Annotated in this window: 10 protein-coding genes, 1 tRNA gene and 1 pseudogene; 3 read left to right on the top strand and 9 right to left on the bottom strand. The window is 71.0% G+C overall.

The window, feature by feature from the left end; all coding sequences use genetic code 11:
• Nucleotides 1–140 precede the first annotated feature (140 nt).
• From VR45_RS16385 to VR45_RS16375, 3 genes are all read left to right on the top strand, one after another.
• A tRNA-Pro gene (locus VR45_RS16385) sits at nt 141–214 on the top strand.
• Nucleotides 215–1,303: 1,089 nt separating this feature from the next.
• The gene (locus VR45_RS16380; RefSeq protein WP_234325992.1) at nt 1,304–2,098 is read left to right on the top strand and encodes a TMEM175 family protein; all 795 of its coding nucleotides are present in this window, start codon (nt 1,304–1,306) and stop codon (nt 2,096–2,098) included.
• Between the two features lie 19 nt (nt 2,099–2,117).
• The gene (locus VR45_RS16375) at nt 2,118–2,516 is read left to right on the top strand and encodes an alpha/beta hydrolase (RefSeq protein ID WP_052709136.1); all 399 of its coding nucleotides are present in this window, start codon (nt 2,118–2,120) and stop codon (nt 2,514–2,516) included.
• 14 nt (nt 2,517–2,530) lie between these two features.
• On the opposite strand, the pseudogene VR45_RS50560 reads toward VR45_RS16375, so the two are convergent.
• From VR45_RS50560 to VR45_RS16335, 9 genes and pseudogenes are all read right to left on the bottom strand, one after another.
• Nucleotides 2,531–2,611: pseudogene (locus VR45_RS50560) on the bottom strand (SsgA family sporulation/cell division regulator); the annotation flags it as partial.
• 359 nt (nt 2,612–2,970) lie between these two features.
• The gene (locus VR45_RS16370) at nt 2,971–4,881 is read right to left on the bottom strand and encodes an amidohydrolase (protein ID WP_045940498.1); all 1,911 of its coding nucleotides are present in this window, start codon (nt 4,879–4,881) and stop codon (nt 2,971–2,973) included.
• A 61-nt stretch (nt 4,882–4,942) separates the two neighbouring features.
• Nucleotides 4,943–5,776, bottom strand: coding sequence for an alpha/beta hydrolase (locus VR45_RS16365; RefSeq protein WP_045940497.1), 834 nt, complete (start codon nt 5,774–5,776; stop codon nt 4,943–4,945).
• Between the two features lie 276 nt (nt 5,777–6,052).
• Nucleotides 6,053–6,481, bottom strand: coding sequence for an SsgA family sporulation/cell division regulator (locus tag VR45_RS16360; protein ID WP_052709135.1), 429 nt, complete (start codon nt 6,479–6,481; stop codon nt 6,053–6,055).
• A 152-nt stretch (nt 6,482–6,633) separates the two neighbouring features.
• Nucleotides 6,634–7,344, bottom strand: a complete 711-nt coding sequence (locus VR45_RS16355; protein WP_045940496.1) for an alpha/beta hydrolase — start codon at nt 7,342–7,344, stop codon at nt 6,634–6,636.
• Nucleotides 7,345–7,363: 19 nt separating this feature from the next.
• On the bottom strand, nt 7,364–8,317 hold the full coding sequence (locus VR45_RS16350) for an AraC family transcriptional regulator (RefSeq protein WP_045940495.1): 954 nt from the start codon (nt 8,315–8,317) through the stop codon (nt 7,364–7,366).
• Nucleotides 8,318–8,327: 10 nt separating this feature from the next.
• On the bottom strand, nt 8,328–9,179 hold the full coding sequence (locus VR45_RS16345; protein WP_045940494.1) for an alpha/beta hydrolase: 852 nt from the start codon (nt 9,177–9,179) through the stop codon (nt 8,328–8,330).
• A gap of 160 nt (nt 9,180–9,339) precedes the next feature.
• Nucleotides 9,340–10,587 (bottom strand): helix-turn-helix domain-containing protein, encoded by a 1,248-nt coding sequence (locus tag VR45_RS16340; RefSeq protein ID WP_045940493.1) that lies wholly within the window; start codon nt 10,585–10,587, stop codon nt 9,340–9,342.
• A gap of 138 nt (nt 10,588–10,725) precedes the next feature.
• Nucleotides 10,726–13,569 carry an AAA family ATPase gene (locus VR45_RS16335; RefSeq protein WP_353612693.1) on the bottom strand — a complete coding sequence of 948 codons (2,844 nt, stop codon included), beginning with the start codon at nt 13,567–13,569 and terminating at the stop codon, nt 10,726–10,728.
• Between the last annotated feature and the right edge of the window lie 16 nt (nt 13,570–13,585).

The following is a 13,585-nucleotide window of genomic DNA, read 5'->3' as shown; positions in this document are numbered from 1 at the left end:
CCCCCACCCACCCCCCGACAACCCTGCAGCGAGCACCCCCCGACGTGCTGTATTGTTTTCCTCGTCGCCGGGACAACCGGCCGACAAGGTCGAGAAACCCGAAGCAGAGCCCCCCAGGCTCCGCCCGGGCCACGAGACCACGGGACGTGGCGCAGCTTGGTAGCGCACTTGACTGGGGGTCAAGGGGTCGCAGGTTCAAATCCTGTCGTCCCGACAGTGATGTCGGTTGTCAGAGCCGGTACTTGGGAAACCAGGTGCCGGCTCTTTCTGTTGCTGCGACGGCCTGGTGGTCGCATGGCGGTCACCGGGCCACATCGGCCATGGCGTCGACGGTTCTTCTGTTCGTGCCTGCTGGTAGGCGGACGGTTGCCGGTGGGGGCGTGGGTGCTGGCGCCAAGGGCGCCGGGCTCGGCAGAGCCGGTAGACGCGTCCTCTGTCTCGGTCGGGGTTCGGTGAGCAGCGCATGGTGATCGCCTCGAAGGGTCGAGCGCGCGGAGTCCTTCTCTTCCCAGCGTGCGCCCGCAAGGCGACCACCCCTGCGACCGCCGGCCCACGAAGATGCGGCTGACCTGAGGTTCTCCCTTGGCCTGTGGCAAAGGGAGAACCAGCCGGTCGGCGGCGTGTCCGTTCGTGGGGCGGTGGCTCGGACGAGGCGGTCGCGGTGGTAGGTGCGCAACGCGGCGTCCGACAGTTGGCCGAGGGCGCGGGCCAGGCCGAGCAGGACGGAGGTGCCGGTGGCCGCTGGCAGGGTGACGACGCGGGTGGCGAGGTCGCCCTCGCCGGTACCCCAGGTGGCGATGAGCTCGCCCCGATCGGGGTCGACGCTGTAGCGGGCCAGGTGCGACCCTCCGGTCTGCCGGTACCTCGCTCGGCCGCAGGCCATTCTGACGCATCGACAGGTATCGGCATTGCCCTTGGGTGCGGTGGTCGGGGCGTACGGTTTCGGGAAGTTTCACATGTCGCATCGGCGCCGTGCGGGTGTTCACCCGTTGTGAAGTTGTGCTCAGGGTCGTGCGGGGGCCGGCGGTCCTGGTCGGCATGGCCTGCCTCGACGGGCTGGTGCTGCTGCTCGCGGACTGTCTCGTGTCCACCGGAAACAGGAGCATGGACTCGGGGAGGGCGAAGCCCTCCGACGGCGGTTCGCGCAGAGGCCAGAACCGGGACACGGATGGACCAACCGACCATGACCGGCGGACATACGGTGACGACCGGAGTCGACCCCGCCTGCCCGTGCGGCCCGGTCCATGCCCCACCCGCCCCCGTAGGGCGCGCCGCGGCATCCGCCTTCCCCGGCGGACGACTGGTGGATGTCGACGAGCAGCGGCCGACCCGCCCGGAGCACTCCGGTGTGCCGTCGGTGGCACAACGGACCCCGGCGCATCGGGTGGTGCGCTCCGGGATCAGAGGAGAGAACGACATGACGGACGACCACGGCCTCCCGTGGAGGTTCACTCGCTCCGAGACCGCCCGCGCGGAGGCGTTCAGCGACGGCGTGCTGGCCATCGCCGTGACCATCCTGGTCCTCGGGCTCACGGATCCGCCCCACGAGCCGGGCGGACTCGGGCTGGCTCTGCTCCGCCAGTGGCCGGTCTACCTCGGCTACCTTGCTTCCTTCAGCTATGTGGCGGTCATCTGGCTGAATCACCATCAGGCCTTCGCGCGGATACGTGCCATGGATCGCGGGCTGCACGCGGCCAATCTCCTCCTGCTCTTCACCACTGCGGCGCTCGCCTTTCCCACCGCGGTGCTGTCGGGCGCACTGCAGAACAGCGTCTTCGATACCGACGCTCGCGTGGCCGTCGCACTGTACGCCGGGATCGCGGCAGGCATGTGCGGCAGCTGGATCGTGCTCTACGGCCATCTGAACCGGCGTCCGGAGCTGCTGCACCACGCTGTCGAACCCTCCTACGTCGCTCACGGCAGGCTCCGCTCGTGGGCCGGCATGGTGGCATATCTCCTCGCCGGTGCGGTCGGTGCGCTGACCACCCCGGTCGCCGCACTCGCCGTGTTCGTCGTGCTGCCGGTCTTCTACTTCCTGACCAGCGAGGGGTTGCGGCTGCCCGGTCGCGGCCGACGGGACGGGAAGCGCCGGAGGTAGGCGGCTGATTCCGGGCATCGTGCCGAGCATCTCGTCACGGTCCTGGCCCGGCTCCGGCCCGGTCGTGCTTGTCGGCCACTCCTACGGGGGTGCGGTCACCTCCAACGCCGCCGTCGGCCGGGAGAACGTGAAGGCGCTGGTGTTTGTCGCGGCGTTCGTGCCGGAGGCGGGCGAGAGCATCGGTGAGCTGTCCGGCCGGTACCGGGCTCCACCGCTGGGTGGGACGATCGAGCCGGGGAAGCCTCCGGACGGCACCGCCGACCTGTACATCGCCCAGGACAGGTATCGCCGACAGTTCGCCGCGGGCCTCGGCGTCGAGCAGGCAGCCCTGGACGCCGTCGCTGAGTGCCCGCTGCGCGACGTCGCCCTCGACGAGGCCTCTGGCGAGGACATGGTGCGAAGCAGCTTGCGGCCGTGACAGAGCCACGGCGGCCAGATCCGTACGTTCCCGAGGCCGGCCGGACTCCGGAGGTCCTCCCAGAGGAGGCCACGGGAGATCCGCCAGGTCTCCATGCTCGCCGTGCGGCCGAGGAAATTGAAGTTCCACCCTGCGGTTGGGCACCTGGAGACTGGGACATGTGAGCCCGGAGGGCTGCGGGGCTGGGGCAAGCAGGACCGCAACGACCGGGGCGAAGGCCTGCCCGGCGAGCTGACCAGCCCCGAGCGCGAGGAACTCACCCGGCTGCGTCGCCAGAACCTCGAGCAGCGGGTGGCGGTCGTGGATCCGCGCGGCGGGCACGAGAGAGGGGGAGGCGGAGGAAGTCACGTGGGTGGTCCTTTCGCGGCTCCCGCCGGGCAACGCCGGGCGCCGCCGAGCGACAAGGGCTCGGCGGCGCCCGGTGGTTGAACCGGTCAGGGCGGAAGCGGGCGACTCAGAGGAAACAGGGGTCGTCGAGTGCGGGGCCGCCGCCCTGTCCGGGTACCCATTGGCCGCGGGCCGCGCGCCAGTCGCGCTGCTCGTCGGAGTCGGCCGCCGCCTCGGCCAGCCGCTCGGCCTGCCGGACACCGGACAGGCTCGGCGCCGGGGTGGCCTGGTAGCCGCCGAAGCGGGCCACCGGGCTCCACAGCGGGACCACCGCCGGCAGCTCCGGGGCGAGGCCCTCGTGCTCCTGGGCGCCGTACACGATACGGCCGCCGACCACGGTGAGCACCGACTCGATGTGCGGGATGTCCGCCTCGGGGACGGTGAGGTAGTCCGCGCTGAGCACCGTGAGGTCGGCGTAACAGCCCACCCGAAGACGGCCCTTGACCTCTTCCTCGCCGGTGAGCCGGGCGCCGCCGAGGGTGTACAGCTCCAGCGCCTCCTCGCGGCTCAGCCGGTTGGCGGCCGGGCGGAGCGCACGTCCACTGACGGCCCGTCCGGAGACCAGCCAGTGCAGGGCCACCCATGGGTTGTAGGAGGAGACCCGGGTGGCGTCGGTGCCGGCGGCCACCGTCAGGCCGCGTTCCAGCATCGCCCGCACCGGTGGGGCGTCGGCGGCCGCGGCCGCGCCGTAGCGCCGGACGAACGCCTCGCCCTGGAAGGACATCCGGTTCTGCACCGAGACGGCGCCGCCGAGCGCCGCGATCCGCTCCAGGCTCGCGGTGGAGACCGTCTCGGCGTGGTCGAAGAGCCAGCGGTTCCCACCGGGGAACAGACCCTCGGTGGCCAGCCGCTCGAAGACCGCCAGATCGCGGCGGATCGTCTCGTCGTAGCTCGCGTGCAGCCGGAAGCCCCAGTCGTGCTCCATCAGCAGGCGCACCGCTTGCTCGAACCCGGCCTCGTACGGGCCGAGTTCGGGGCGCGGCTCGGAGAAGTTCTCGAAGTCGGCGGCCGCCCAGGTGAGGTTCTCCCCGGCTCCGTTGAGTCGCAGCCACTCGTCCCCGTCGCCGGGTCGGACGGTCTCCACCCAGCGCCGTAGGTCGTCCAGCTCCTGCCCGGCGGTCTGCGGGAAGAGGTGGTAGGCGATCCGGAGCGTCAGCTGGCCGTTCTTCGCAAGCTCCGTGACGGTGCCGTAGTTCTCCGGGAAGCTCTGGAATCCGCCCGCCGCGTCGATGGCGGAGGTGAGCCCGAAGCGGTTGAGCTCGCGCAGGAAGTGCCGGGTGGAGGCGGCCTTGTCGGCCTCGTCCAGGGTCGGAGCCTTGGCAAGCGTGGAGTACAGCAGCAGGGCGCCCGGTGCGGCCAGCAGCATGCCGGTCGGCTCGCCGTCGTGAGCGCGCACGATCTGCCCGCCGACCGGGTCGGGGGTGTCCCGGGTGAAGCCCGCGGCCCGCAGTGCCGCCCGGTTGAGCAGCGCCGACTGGTACAGGTGCAGCACGAACACCGGGGTGTCGGGGGCGGCGGCGTTGAGTTCGGCAAGGGTGGGCAGTCGACGCTCGGCGAACTGGTCGGCGGACCAGCCACCCACCACCCGGACCCACTGGCCCGGCGGGGTGCGCTCGGCCTGGGCACGCAGCATGGCCAGCGCCTGGCGCAGCGTGGGCACGCCGTCCCAGCGCAGTTCCAGCACGTAGTTGAGGCCGCCCCGGATGACGTGCAGGTGCGAGTCGTTGAGGCCGGGGACGGCGCGCCGGCCCAGCGCGTCGACCACGCGGGTGTGCGGGCCGACCTGCGGCAGGACGTCGGCGTCGTCGCCGACGGCGGTGATCAGTCCGGCGCGGATCGCGACCGCGCTCGCCCGGGGGCGCAGGGGGTCGCCGGTGTACACCTTGGCGTTGCGTACGACCAGATCTGCGGTGTGCTCAGGGGAGTGGCCGGGGGCCGGCGGGCCGGGACGGATCCCGGCGACGGGCATGCTCGACATACGATCTCGCTTTCGGGGAGCAGGGGAGGGGATCAGAGGAGGGGGGTGGGGGAGCGGCCGGTCAGCCGCCGATGAAGGTCAGCAGTTCTTTGTTGACCTCGGTGGCGTGCGTCCAGATGAGACCGTGCGGGGCACCTTCGAGCACCACCAGGCGGGCGCCCGCGATGGCCTTCGAGAGTGGGACGGCGGTCGAGCGCAGCGGCAGGGTGCGGTCGGCGTCGCCGTGGATGATCAGGACGGGGACGTCGATCTTCGGCAGGTCCGCACGGAAGTCGGTGAGCCAGGTCGGGACGCAGTCCGCGGTCGCCTGGGCGGAGGCCGAAACGCCGACGTTCCAGCTGTACTGGACGACCTGGTCGCTCACCCGGTCGCCGCCGAGCACGTCCACGTTGTAGAAGTCGGCGAGGAAGCCGGCGATGAAGGCCGGGCGGTCGGCGCGGATGGCGCCCCGGATCTTCTCGAAGACGGTGCCGCCGACACCGCCCGGGTTGTCATCGGCCTTCGGCAGGAACGGCGGCAGCACGCCGAGCATCACGGCCCTGGAGACGCGCTCCGAGCCGTAGGTGCCGAGGTATCGGGTAACCTCGCCGCTGCCCATGGAGAAGCCGACGAGCACCACATCGCGCAGGTCGAGCCGGGTGAGCACGGCGTCGAGGTCGGCCGCGAAGGTGTCGTGGTCGTAGCCGAAGGAGGGCTTGTCGGAGGCGCCGAAGCCGCGGCGGTCATAGGTGATCACGCGGTGTCCGGCGGCCAGCAGCGCGGCCTCCTGCTTCTCCCAGGACGCACCGTTGAGCGGCCAGCCGTGGATGAGCACGACGGGCCGGCCGGTGCCGTGGTCCTCGTAGTACAGGTTGATGACGCTTGAGTTCTCCTCGTCGACGGGGAGGAAAGGCATGGGTGCACTCCGTGAAGGTGTGGCCCTGCCGACAACGGAGGCCGGCATGATGGGGACTCGGTACGGACGAATCTAGGGAATCGGGGGGCGGCGGCTTTCCACTGCACGCACCGGGTCTGGCCCGTCCGGGCAGTTCCGGATCAGGCGCTTCGGCCGGTCGTTCTTTCGTCCGGCGGGGCGAGTGCGGTGCGGGAACAGCCCGGGGCCAGGTGGGGCAACGGTTGCGCGAACGCGGCTGGTCAGCGTTTCGGCGCGTGCCCGGGCGGTCCTTGGAGCCTACGAATCCGCATTCCTGATACCGCTTGAAAGGATCTCCGCCAGCACCCGGTCGAGCTCGGATCGCGCCTTGTCGTTCCAGAGCTCCTCGGCGGACTGCGTCCTGGCCACCACGTCGCGCACATGGGCCGAAGCCATCCTGACGACGCACCAGGACTGCCCCGAGACGAGTTCGACGTCCGTCTCGTCCTCGCCATGGGGCCGAACGCGTACATCTCCCTCGCCCGTCGGCAGGATGAGTCCGGTGGCGAGCAGATCCCGGCCGAACACCCAGGTCGCGGCCGGCGGATCGTCCTCGGCTGCGAAAAGGTCCATTCGAACTGCCAGCGCATCGTCCGGTGAATGCCGCACGCACAGGGTCAGTTCATGCCATTCGTACTCCGCTGTCATCAGTCTCGCGCTGATCGTCTTTTCGAGGGGGAGCTGCATTTTCTGTTCCTTTCGACTCCATGGAAATTACCGGTGTTCCGAATATCGTCGAGCCATCCCGCGCACGCATTCTTGACCGCCGGTGCACGCGATTCGGAAAGGAACGTGGCGCGGACGAAACGAGTTCGTCCGCGCCACGCCGTGCGTTCCGGTCAGCTCGTCGCCCGCACCGCGTCCCTGATCAGATCGGCGACCTGCCTGGGCTCCGACAGGGCGACGGCGTGGGAGGCGTCCGGGAGCTCGACGACGACGGACCCGGCCCGCTCGGCGCCGTAGCGCTGGACCTCCGGGTTGATCGCGCGGTCGGCTCCGGCCACCAAGGCCCAGGACGGCTTGACCTGCCAGGCGGCTGCGGAGGCCGCCTCGGTGAAGGCCGCGGCGGCGAGCGGGCGTTGGGCCGCCGCCAGGACCCCGGCGACATCCTTCGCCACGTCCGCGGCGAAGACGGCGGGGAAGGCCGCTTCGTCGATGGTGACCTCGACTGCGCAGTCACCGTCGACGAGCGGGTACGTCCACGTCTTCAAGTTGCCCGCCAGCGACGAGTCGGGGAAGCGTCTCTCCAGATCGCCGAGGCTCTCGCCTTCGTGGAGCACGTACGCCGCGATGTAGACGAGCCCGACGACGTTCTCCGCAGCGCCGGCCACAGTGATCAGTGCCCCGCCGTAGGAGTGGCCGACGAGCAGGACGGGGCCGGAGATCTGGGAGACGACGGACGTGAGGTAGGCGGCGTCGGAGGCGAGGCCGCGCAGGGGGTTCGGCGGTGCGATCACCGGGATGCCGCGGCTGCGCAGTTCCGAGATGACGCCTATCCAGGCCGCTGCGTCGCCGAAGGCGCCGTGCACGAGTACGACGGTGGGGGTCATGGCGGTTCTCTTCTCGGTGTCAGGCCGCGTGCGGGGCGTCAGTGACGGCCGAAGTCGCCAGGGACTGCCATTCGCTCGGGGTCATGCCGTACGCGCCCCTGAAGGTGCGGCTGAAGTGCGAAGGGCTGCTGAAGCCCCAGCGGTGCGCCACCGCTGCCACGGTGAACCGTCGGTTTGACCGGCCCAGCTCGACCCTGCAGGACTCCAGTCGGCGTCGCCGCACCCACTGGCTCACCGTGACGCCCTCGTTCTGGAAGAGCTTGTGCAGGTACCGGACGGAGATGTGGTGGGCGCGTGCGATCGATTCCGGTGAGAGGTCCGGGTCCATGAGGTGCTCTTCGATGAAGCACCGGATCCGGGACAGCATCTCGCCGCCGACCGTCGACGCCTCGGCCTCCTCGCCCTCCCTTCCGGTTTCGAGGAGCTCCATGAGCAGCACGGACAGGAGGTGGACGGCCGTACGGGCGAGTCGGTCCCCGGGGCTGGGCCGGCGGAGATCGGCTTTGTCGGCGAGCGCGGACAGGAAGTCCGACACCAGAGCCCCCAGCCCGTCGCCACCACGCACGGGAACGCCCACCACCTGGTCCAGTTCCGATTCCGTGACTCCCAGGTAGCCGCGGGGCACCCGGAAGAAGACCATCCGGCAGTCGTCGCCGAACTGCAGGAGGTGACGCCGGGCCGGGTCGCAGAAGACCAGGTCGTGGGGCTCCAGAACCGTTCTGACCCCTTCGCGGACGCTGGTCGCCGATCCGCGGACGTGCATGCCGAGGTAGAGGAAGCTCCCGTTCCCCTCGCTCGGTATTCCGGAACGGATCTCGACGAGCCAATCGGAAGCGGGCGCCGGCCGGATACCGGCCGGTTGCCGGACCTCCCTTTCAGGCGCGCGTGACATCACTGACTGAGCCATGAGAATTCCAAACCTTCGGTTCTTCGCGGGAGGGGGAGCCGTTCGCACGGCCGCCGGCGTGGACACGGAGGCCGGCCTAGGCCCTCGTGTCCGGTTCCTCGGCGAGGAACTTCTCCACCACCGCGTTGAACGCCGCGGGGTTCTCGAGGAACGGGAAGTGCGAACTCGCCACGTCGGACTTGAAGACATGGAGTCGGGCGCCGGGAATCTGCTGGGCGATGAAGCGCTGCGAGTCGGGGTTCACATGACTCCCCTCGCAGCCGATCACCAGGGTCGGCACGTCGATCCGGGGAAGGACGTCGCGCCAGTCCTGAGCGCAGTGGTCGAACAGCAGAGGTACGCCGGCGTAAGCAGGTGTCGAGGTGATCTCCTGCGCGACGAAGGCGAGGATCTCCGGGGCCGGGTCACCCGAGAACATGCCGCGCACGAAGTCGGCGCGCACCTTGTCACCCCCGGGGGCCGCGAGCGCGGCACCCAGTTCGAGCAGCTGCGACACGTCGAAGATGGCGCCGGACTGCTGCTGCTCCTGCCCGGTCGTCCAGGGCACGGCAGCGACGGCCGCCGGCTGGTCGACGGCGACGAGGCGCCGGATCCGTCCGGTGCCGTACTGGTCGATGAAGCTCCACCACACCGAGACGCCCATCGACCACCCCAGCGCGTCGAACCGCACCAGGCCGAGGTGGTCGACGAGTTCGAGCACGTCGCGGGAGAACCGAGCGATGCGGTAGCCGTGCTTCGGCTTGTCGGACAACCCGTGGCCCCGGAAGTCGACGGTGACCACACGACGCCCGGGAGACAGGTTCTCGACCTGGTGGCGGAACATCGCCTGCGTCTGGCCCCAGCCGTGAAGCATGACCAGGGGGATGCCATCGCCACCGGTGTCCCGGTAGGCGATGCGTGTCCCGTCGGTGGTGATCAGTTCCTGCATGACCTCTTCCTTCCCTGGTCACGGGCCTGTCGCCCGGCCCGCGCCGTCTCTCACATCTTCGATGACGGCCCTTCGTCACCACCACCGCGCGCTGTAGGAATCGGGTCGGAGATCCTTATCGCTTTGTCGAAGGGGCGAGGGCCGGTCAGGATCAGCCGGATCAGGCGGCCGTGTCGTCGCCCGTGGAGAGGAGTTCCTCGATCCTGAGCCCCAGGTGCAGCGTGAGCCGGTGACCACCGTCGTCGAGATCGAGTCCGGTGATCTCCTGGATCTGGCGCAGGCGGTAGTAGAGCGATGTGCGGTGGAGGCGCAACGCCTCGGCGGTCCTGGGGATCGATCCGGCGTGTTCGAGGAAGCACCGCAGGGTGTCCCGGAGCCGGTCGTCGCCGTGGGCCTCGTTCAGGGTGCGCAGCGGCTCGGGCACGAGGGAGGCGTTCAGTGCGTGTTCGGGGAGCTGGAGGAGGACGGCGAACTCCCCGAGCAGGTCCCAGTCGCCGATGCTTCGAAGCGAGGGGATCCGGCGTGCCGCGCGGGCCGCGACGAGGGACTGCTCGTACGACCGCCAGGCGTGCTGCAGGCCCAGGTGCCGCCCGCCGACACCGATGACCGGCGACGTCGACGGTTCCAGGAACGTGGCGAGTTCCTCGAGGACGCGGGCCGACTGGGTGGCGACCTCGGGCGGGGCGGGAGGCCGCTCACGCAGTTGGAGCAGGATCGCCCGGTCCTGGTCGACCGCGAGGACGCCGTGCGCCGAACGTGTCTGCCGGAAGCCCTCCAGAGCCCCCCACAGAGCGGCCTCGGGTTGCCGGACGGGCTCCGTGCCGCGGCCCAGCTTGACCAAGGTGACCAGGACGTGTTCGGCCTTCCCGAGCAGCCCGAGTTCCACGGCCCGCCGACGCGCGGCGGTGCGGGTGACGACGTCGGTGTCGACGAGTTCCAGGACCAGGGCCTGCTCGTCGTCCCTCCGGCTGTCGGCGCCGAGCTGCTCGACGTACATCTGAGCTGCCATCAGGCCGGCTGCCCGCCCGATGGCTTCGGTCTCCCCGTCGCCGAGCGTCATCCCGGGCGCCACCACCATGAGCAGCCCCAGGAGGTGCCCGCGCTCGCGCAGCGGCACGACGTAACGGGGCAGGAGCCCGAGGTCGTCACGGCCCTCGATGAATCCGGGTCCGGCCCACTGGGTCACTCCTTGGGCGAGTACGTAGCGGATGGTGGCGTTGTCGGCACGGCCCTGGAGCAGCGTGCCGATGCGTACCGGGTCCTCGTCGCCGAAGTGGCGACTCGTGCAGACCACGCGGACCAGCGGATCATCGATCGCGACGGACCGGCCGAGCTGCTCCGCGAGTTCGTCGACAAGCGCCTGAAGTCCAGGGCTGCCAGGGCGGGCCCGCTGGAGCCTTGCGGTCATGCGCTGTTCCTCTCTCGACCAACTGTTCCCTGCGGAACGCTTCCTTTCCGCAGCTGTTGATCATTTTGAGGAGGCGACGACGCCGACACATCGCACGAAAGGTCCATAGGGACGGCATCGGCAGGGGATGCGAAGTGATCACTCTCCGTTGTCGCGTCTCTCCACCAGCCGGGCCAGCTCCGCGCGGGAGCCGATGTCGAGCTTGGTGTAGGTGCGGCGCAGGTGCGAACCCACCGTGTGGGGCGACAGGGAGAGCTCCTCGGCCACCTGCGGGTTCGTCAGCCCCTGGGCCACGAGCCGTGCCACCCGGAGCTCCGACGCTGTCAGCTCGGGCCATTCCTTGGCCGGCCCGGCCGATGAGGGGCGTCGACGCACGCCGGCGGCCCGCAGGCGTCGACGGACCCGCGCGACGTGCCGCTCGGCACCTGACTGGGTGTAGAGGGCGAGCGCCTTGTCCAGGTACGGCACCGCCTCGGGCCTGCGGGTGGTCGCGAGCTTGCGTCCGACGTCCTCCAGCGCCGACGCCCGGGCGATCGGGCGTGAGCACCCCTCGTACAGCCGGACGGCGTGCAGGAGGTGCGCCAGATCGTTGTCGAGCAGCCCGCGGGCGTGCGCGGCACTGGCAGCGAGGATCGTGAAGTCCGGGTTGCGAGCGGCTCGCCGCTCGGCCACCTCGACGGCCGGGGCGGCCCGCTCGGATGCGCCGGCGCGCAGGGCCATGCGGACGAGGGCGGGAGTGTCCATCGGGTCGACCGGGCTCACCAGGGCCGACCGTTCCTCGGCGAGCGCCGCCAGCACCTCGTCGAGTTCAGCCACGGCGCGGTCGGGCCGGCCGTCGAAGTCCGCCAGCAGTACCAGCATCCAGGCAGCGACGCTACGGGCGAGCGGTGCGCCCGTACCCCGCACGCGCCGCGCCTGCGCCGTGCACCGCTGGGCGGCTTCGCGGTCGTCGGTGTGGATCGCCACTCGCGTCAGCGTGTACAGGAGCATGAGTTCAGCGAGGTCTCCGCTGTCGAACGCACCCCTCATGTCGGCGGCGGCTTCCGCCTCGGCCCGGGCGTCCGCCAGCCGCCCGGCGTCCAGGAGCACCCGAGCGCGGTGCATGAGCCACAGGCGTGCGGCCGCCGACTGGCCCTGGTGGCGGGTGTCGTGGACCCCGGCCTCGGCGAGCGCGAGCGCCTCCGCGGTGCGGCCGGCCACGGTCAGCAGCAAGCACTGCCACAGCGCCTCCGGGATCCAGACGGAAGGGGCGATGCCCAGGCCGGCCGCCAGGGCTGCCGCCCGGCTCGCCCGGCGGAGCGCCTCGTTCCAGTCCATCCGGTAGAAGCACAGGGCCGAGTCGACCACCATCATGGTGGCCTGGGCGATGCCGTCCCGGGCCGCGTCGGTGGCCTCCCGCGCCTCGGCAGCGGTCTGCTCCGCGCCCTCGGGGTCACCCGCCAGCGACAGGCCCAGGCACAACAGGGCGAGCAGTCGGGCCCGCAGTGCGGCCGGGATCCCGGGCAGTGCCGCCCCTGCACGGGCCTGGCGGACGGCCTCGGCGAAATCGAAGTGACTGGCGAGGCGCGCCATGGCGAGGCGTATCCGCGCCTCGTCGTCGGGCCTGAGATCACCGGCGGCCAGGGCCGACGCCCCCAGGTCGTGCGCCTGGGCCGGCTGCCCCATCTGCCAGAGCAGCGGGAGCGTCTCGGCGACGACCCTCGGCCCTTGCGACGGGTCCTCCGTGGTGAGTTCCAGGGCTCTGAGGCTGAGCTCCGCCGCCGCTCCGGGCGCGGTGGCCGCGAGATCGGCCGCGGCGGAACGTAGCCGTTCGACGGCCGTCCGGTCGCCGAGCCGCACGCCCACGGCCGGCGGCGCGTCGGGCCCGGCCGGGGACGCCGCACGCGCCGGCGGCACCTCGGCGGCATGGCTCTGCAGGGTTCGGCGCAGGGCGGGAGGGAGTCCGGCTTCCACAGCCTCACGGATCAGCTCGTGGCGGAACTCCAGACGGTCGCCCCTCTCGACGAGCAGACCGGAGTCGAGGGATTCCTGGATCGCGGTGATCAGCGTCGCAGGTGGTCTGCCGAGCAGCTCGGCCAGCAGCTCCACGGGGACGGGGCCTCCCACCACGGCCGTCGTTTCGACGAGTTCGCGGGCCGCAGTGGGAAGTCGGGCCAGCCGGCCCGCGACGGACGGCAGTTGCGTGAGGGGGAGGGATCCGGCCGTGAGCCGTGCTGTGTCGTTCTCGATCGTCACCAGCCCCTCGTCCCGTACCGCGTCGAGCAGTTCCTCGAGCAACAGCGGCACCCCGTCGGCGCGGCGTGCGACACGCAGGACGTCCGGGCCGGGCACCGCACCCAGGACGTCCTCCGCGATCCGGGCGACCGCCGGGTCGCCGAGTGCGCCCAGGGCCAGTTCGTGCGCCCCGGCCTGCCGAATCCGGTCCAGTGTGGTGCGGACCCGGGGAGGCACGCTCCCGTGGCGCACGGCCACCAGCCACAGGATCGGCTGCGCCGCGAGTGCGGCCGCGAGGGTGTGGAGGGTGAGCAGCGTCAGTTCGTCGCACCACTGGAGGTCGTCGAGGACGATGAGCAGCGGCCCGCTCCGAGCGGCCTCCCGCAGGCGGTCCCCCAGTTCCTGGAGCAGCCAGAACCGCTGGCCGGGCGTCGCGGCGAGGTCCCGTAGCCGGTCGGCACCCGCGAGCGGTTCCTCCCCCGCGAACAGCCCGTCCAGCAGCGGGCCGAGCGGCACGAACTGTTCGTCGGGGTCGGCTCCGCCCTGGAACACCCTCATACCGCGCCGTTTCGCGGACGCCGACGCCTCCGCGAGCATCCGCGACCTGCCGATGCCCGCAGGGCCTTCGACGAGGACGATCCCGCCCGTCCCCAGGGCCAGGGCGTCGAGCCGCGCCTCGACGAACGCCAGTTCCTCAGCCCTGCCGCGGACCGGTGTCCCCCCACCCTCGAAGTTCCCGAGGAAGGGCCATGTCGTCAATCGGTTCACACTCACTCCGCCGGCC

The organism is Streptomyces sp. NRRL S-495, from assembly GCF_000966955.1.
Lineage (GTDB): Bacteria > Actinomycetota > Actinomycetes > Streptomycetales > Streptomycetaceae > Kitasatospora > Kitasatospora purpeofusca.
Note: the sequence above shows the minus strand (reverse complement) of the source record. Positions and strands in the feature narration are given on the sequence as shown.

Coding starts and splice junctions, on each gene's coding strand:
- VR45_RS16370 (WP_045940498.1), bottom strand. CDS start 4,881: ATGTCGAGCATGCCCGTCGCCGGGATCCGTCCCGGCCCGCCGGCCCCC.
- VR45_RS16365 (WP_045940497.1), bottom strand. CDS start 5,776: ATGCCTTTCCTCCCCGTCGACGAGGAGAACTCAAGCGTCATCAACCTG.
- VR45_RS16360 (WP_052709135.1), bottom strand. CDS start 6,481: ATGCAGCTCCCCCTCGAAAAGACGATCAGCGCGAGACTGATGACAGCG.
- VR45_RS16355 (WP_045940496.1), bottom strand. CDS start 7,344: ATGACCCCCACCGTCGTACTCGTGCACGGCGCCTTCGGCGACGCAGCG.
- VR45_RS16345 (WP_045940494.1), bottom strand. CDS start 9,179: ATGCAGGAACTGATCACCACCGACGGGACACGCATCGCCTACCGGGAC.
- VR45_RS16340 (WP_045940493.1), bottom strand. CDS start 10,587: ATGACCGCAAGGCTCCAGCGGGCCCGCCCTGGCAGCCCTGGACTTCAG.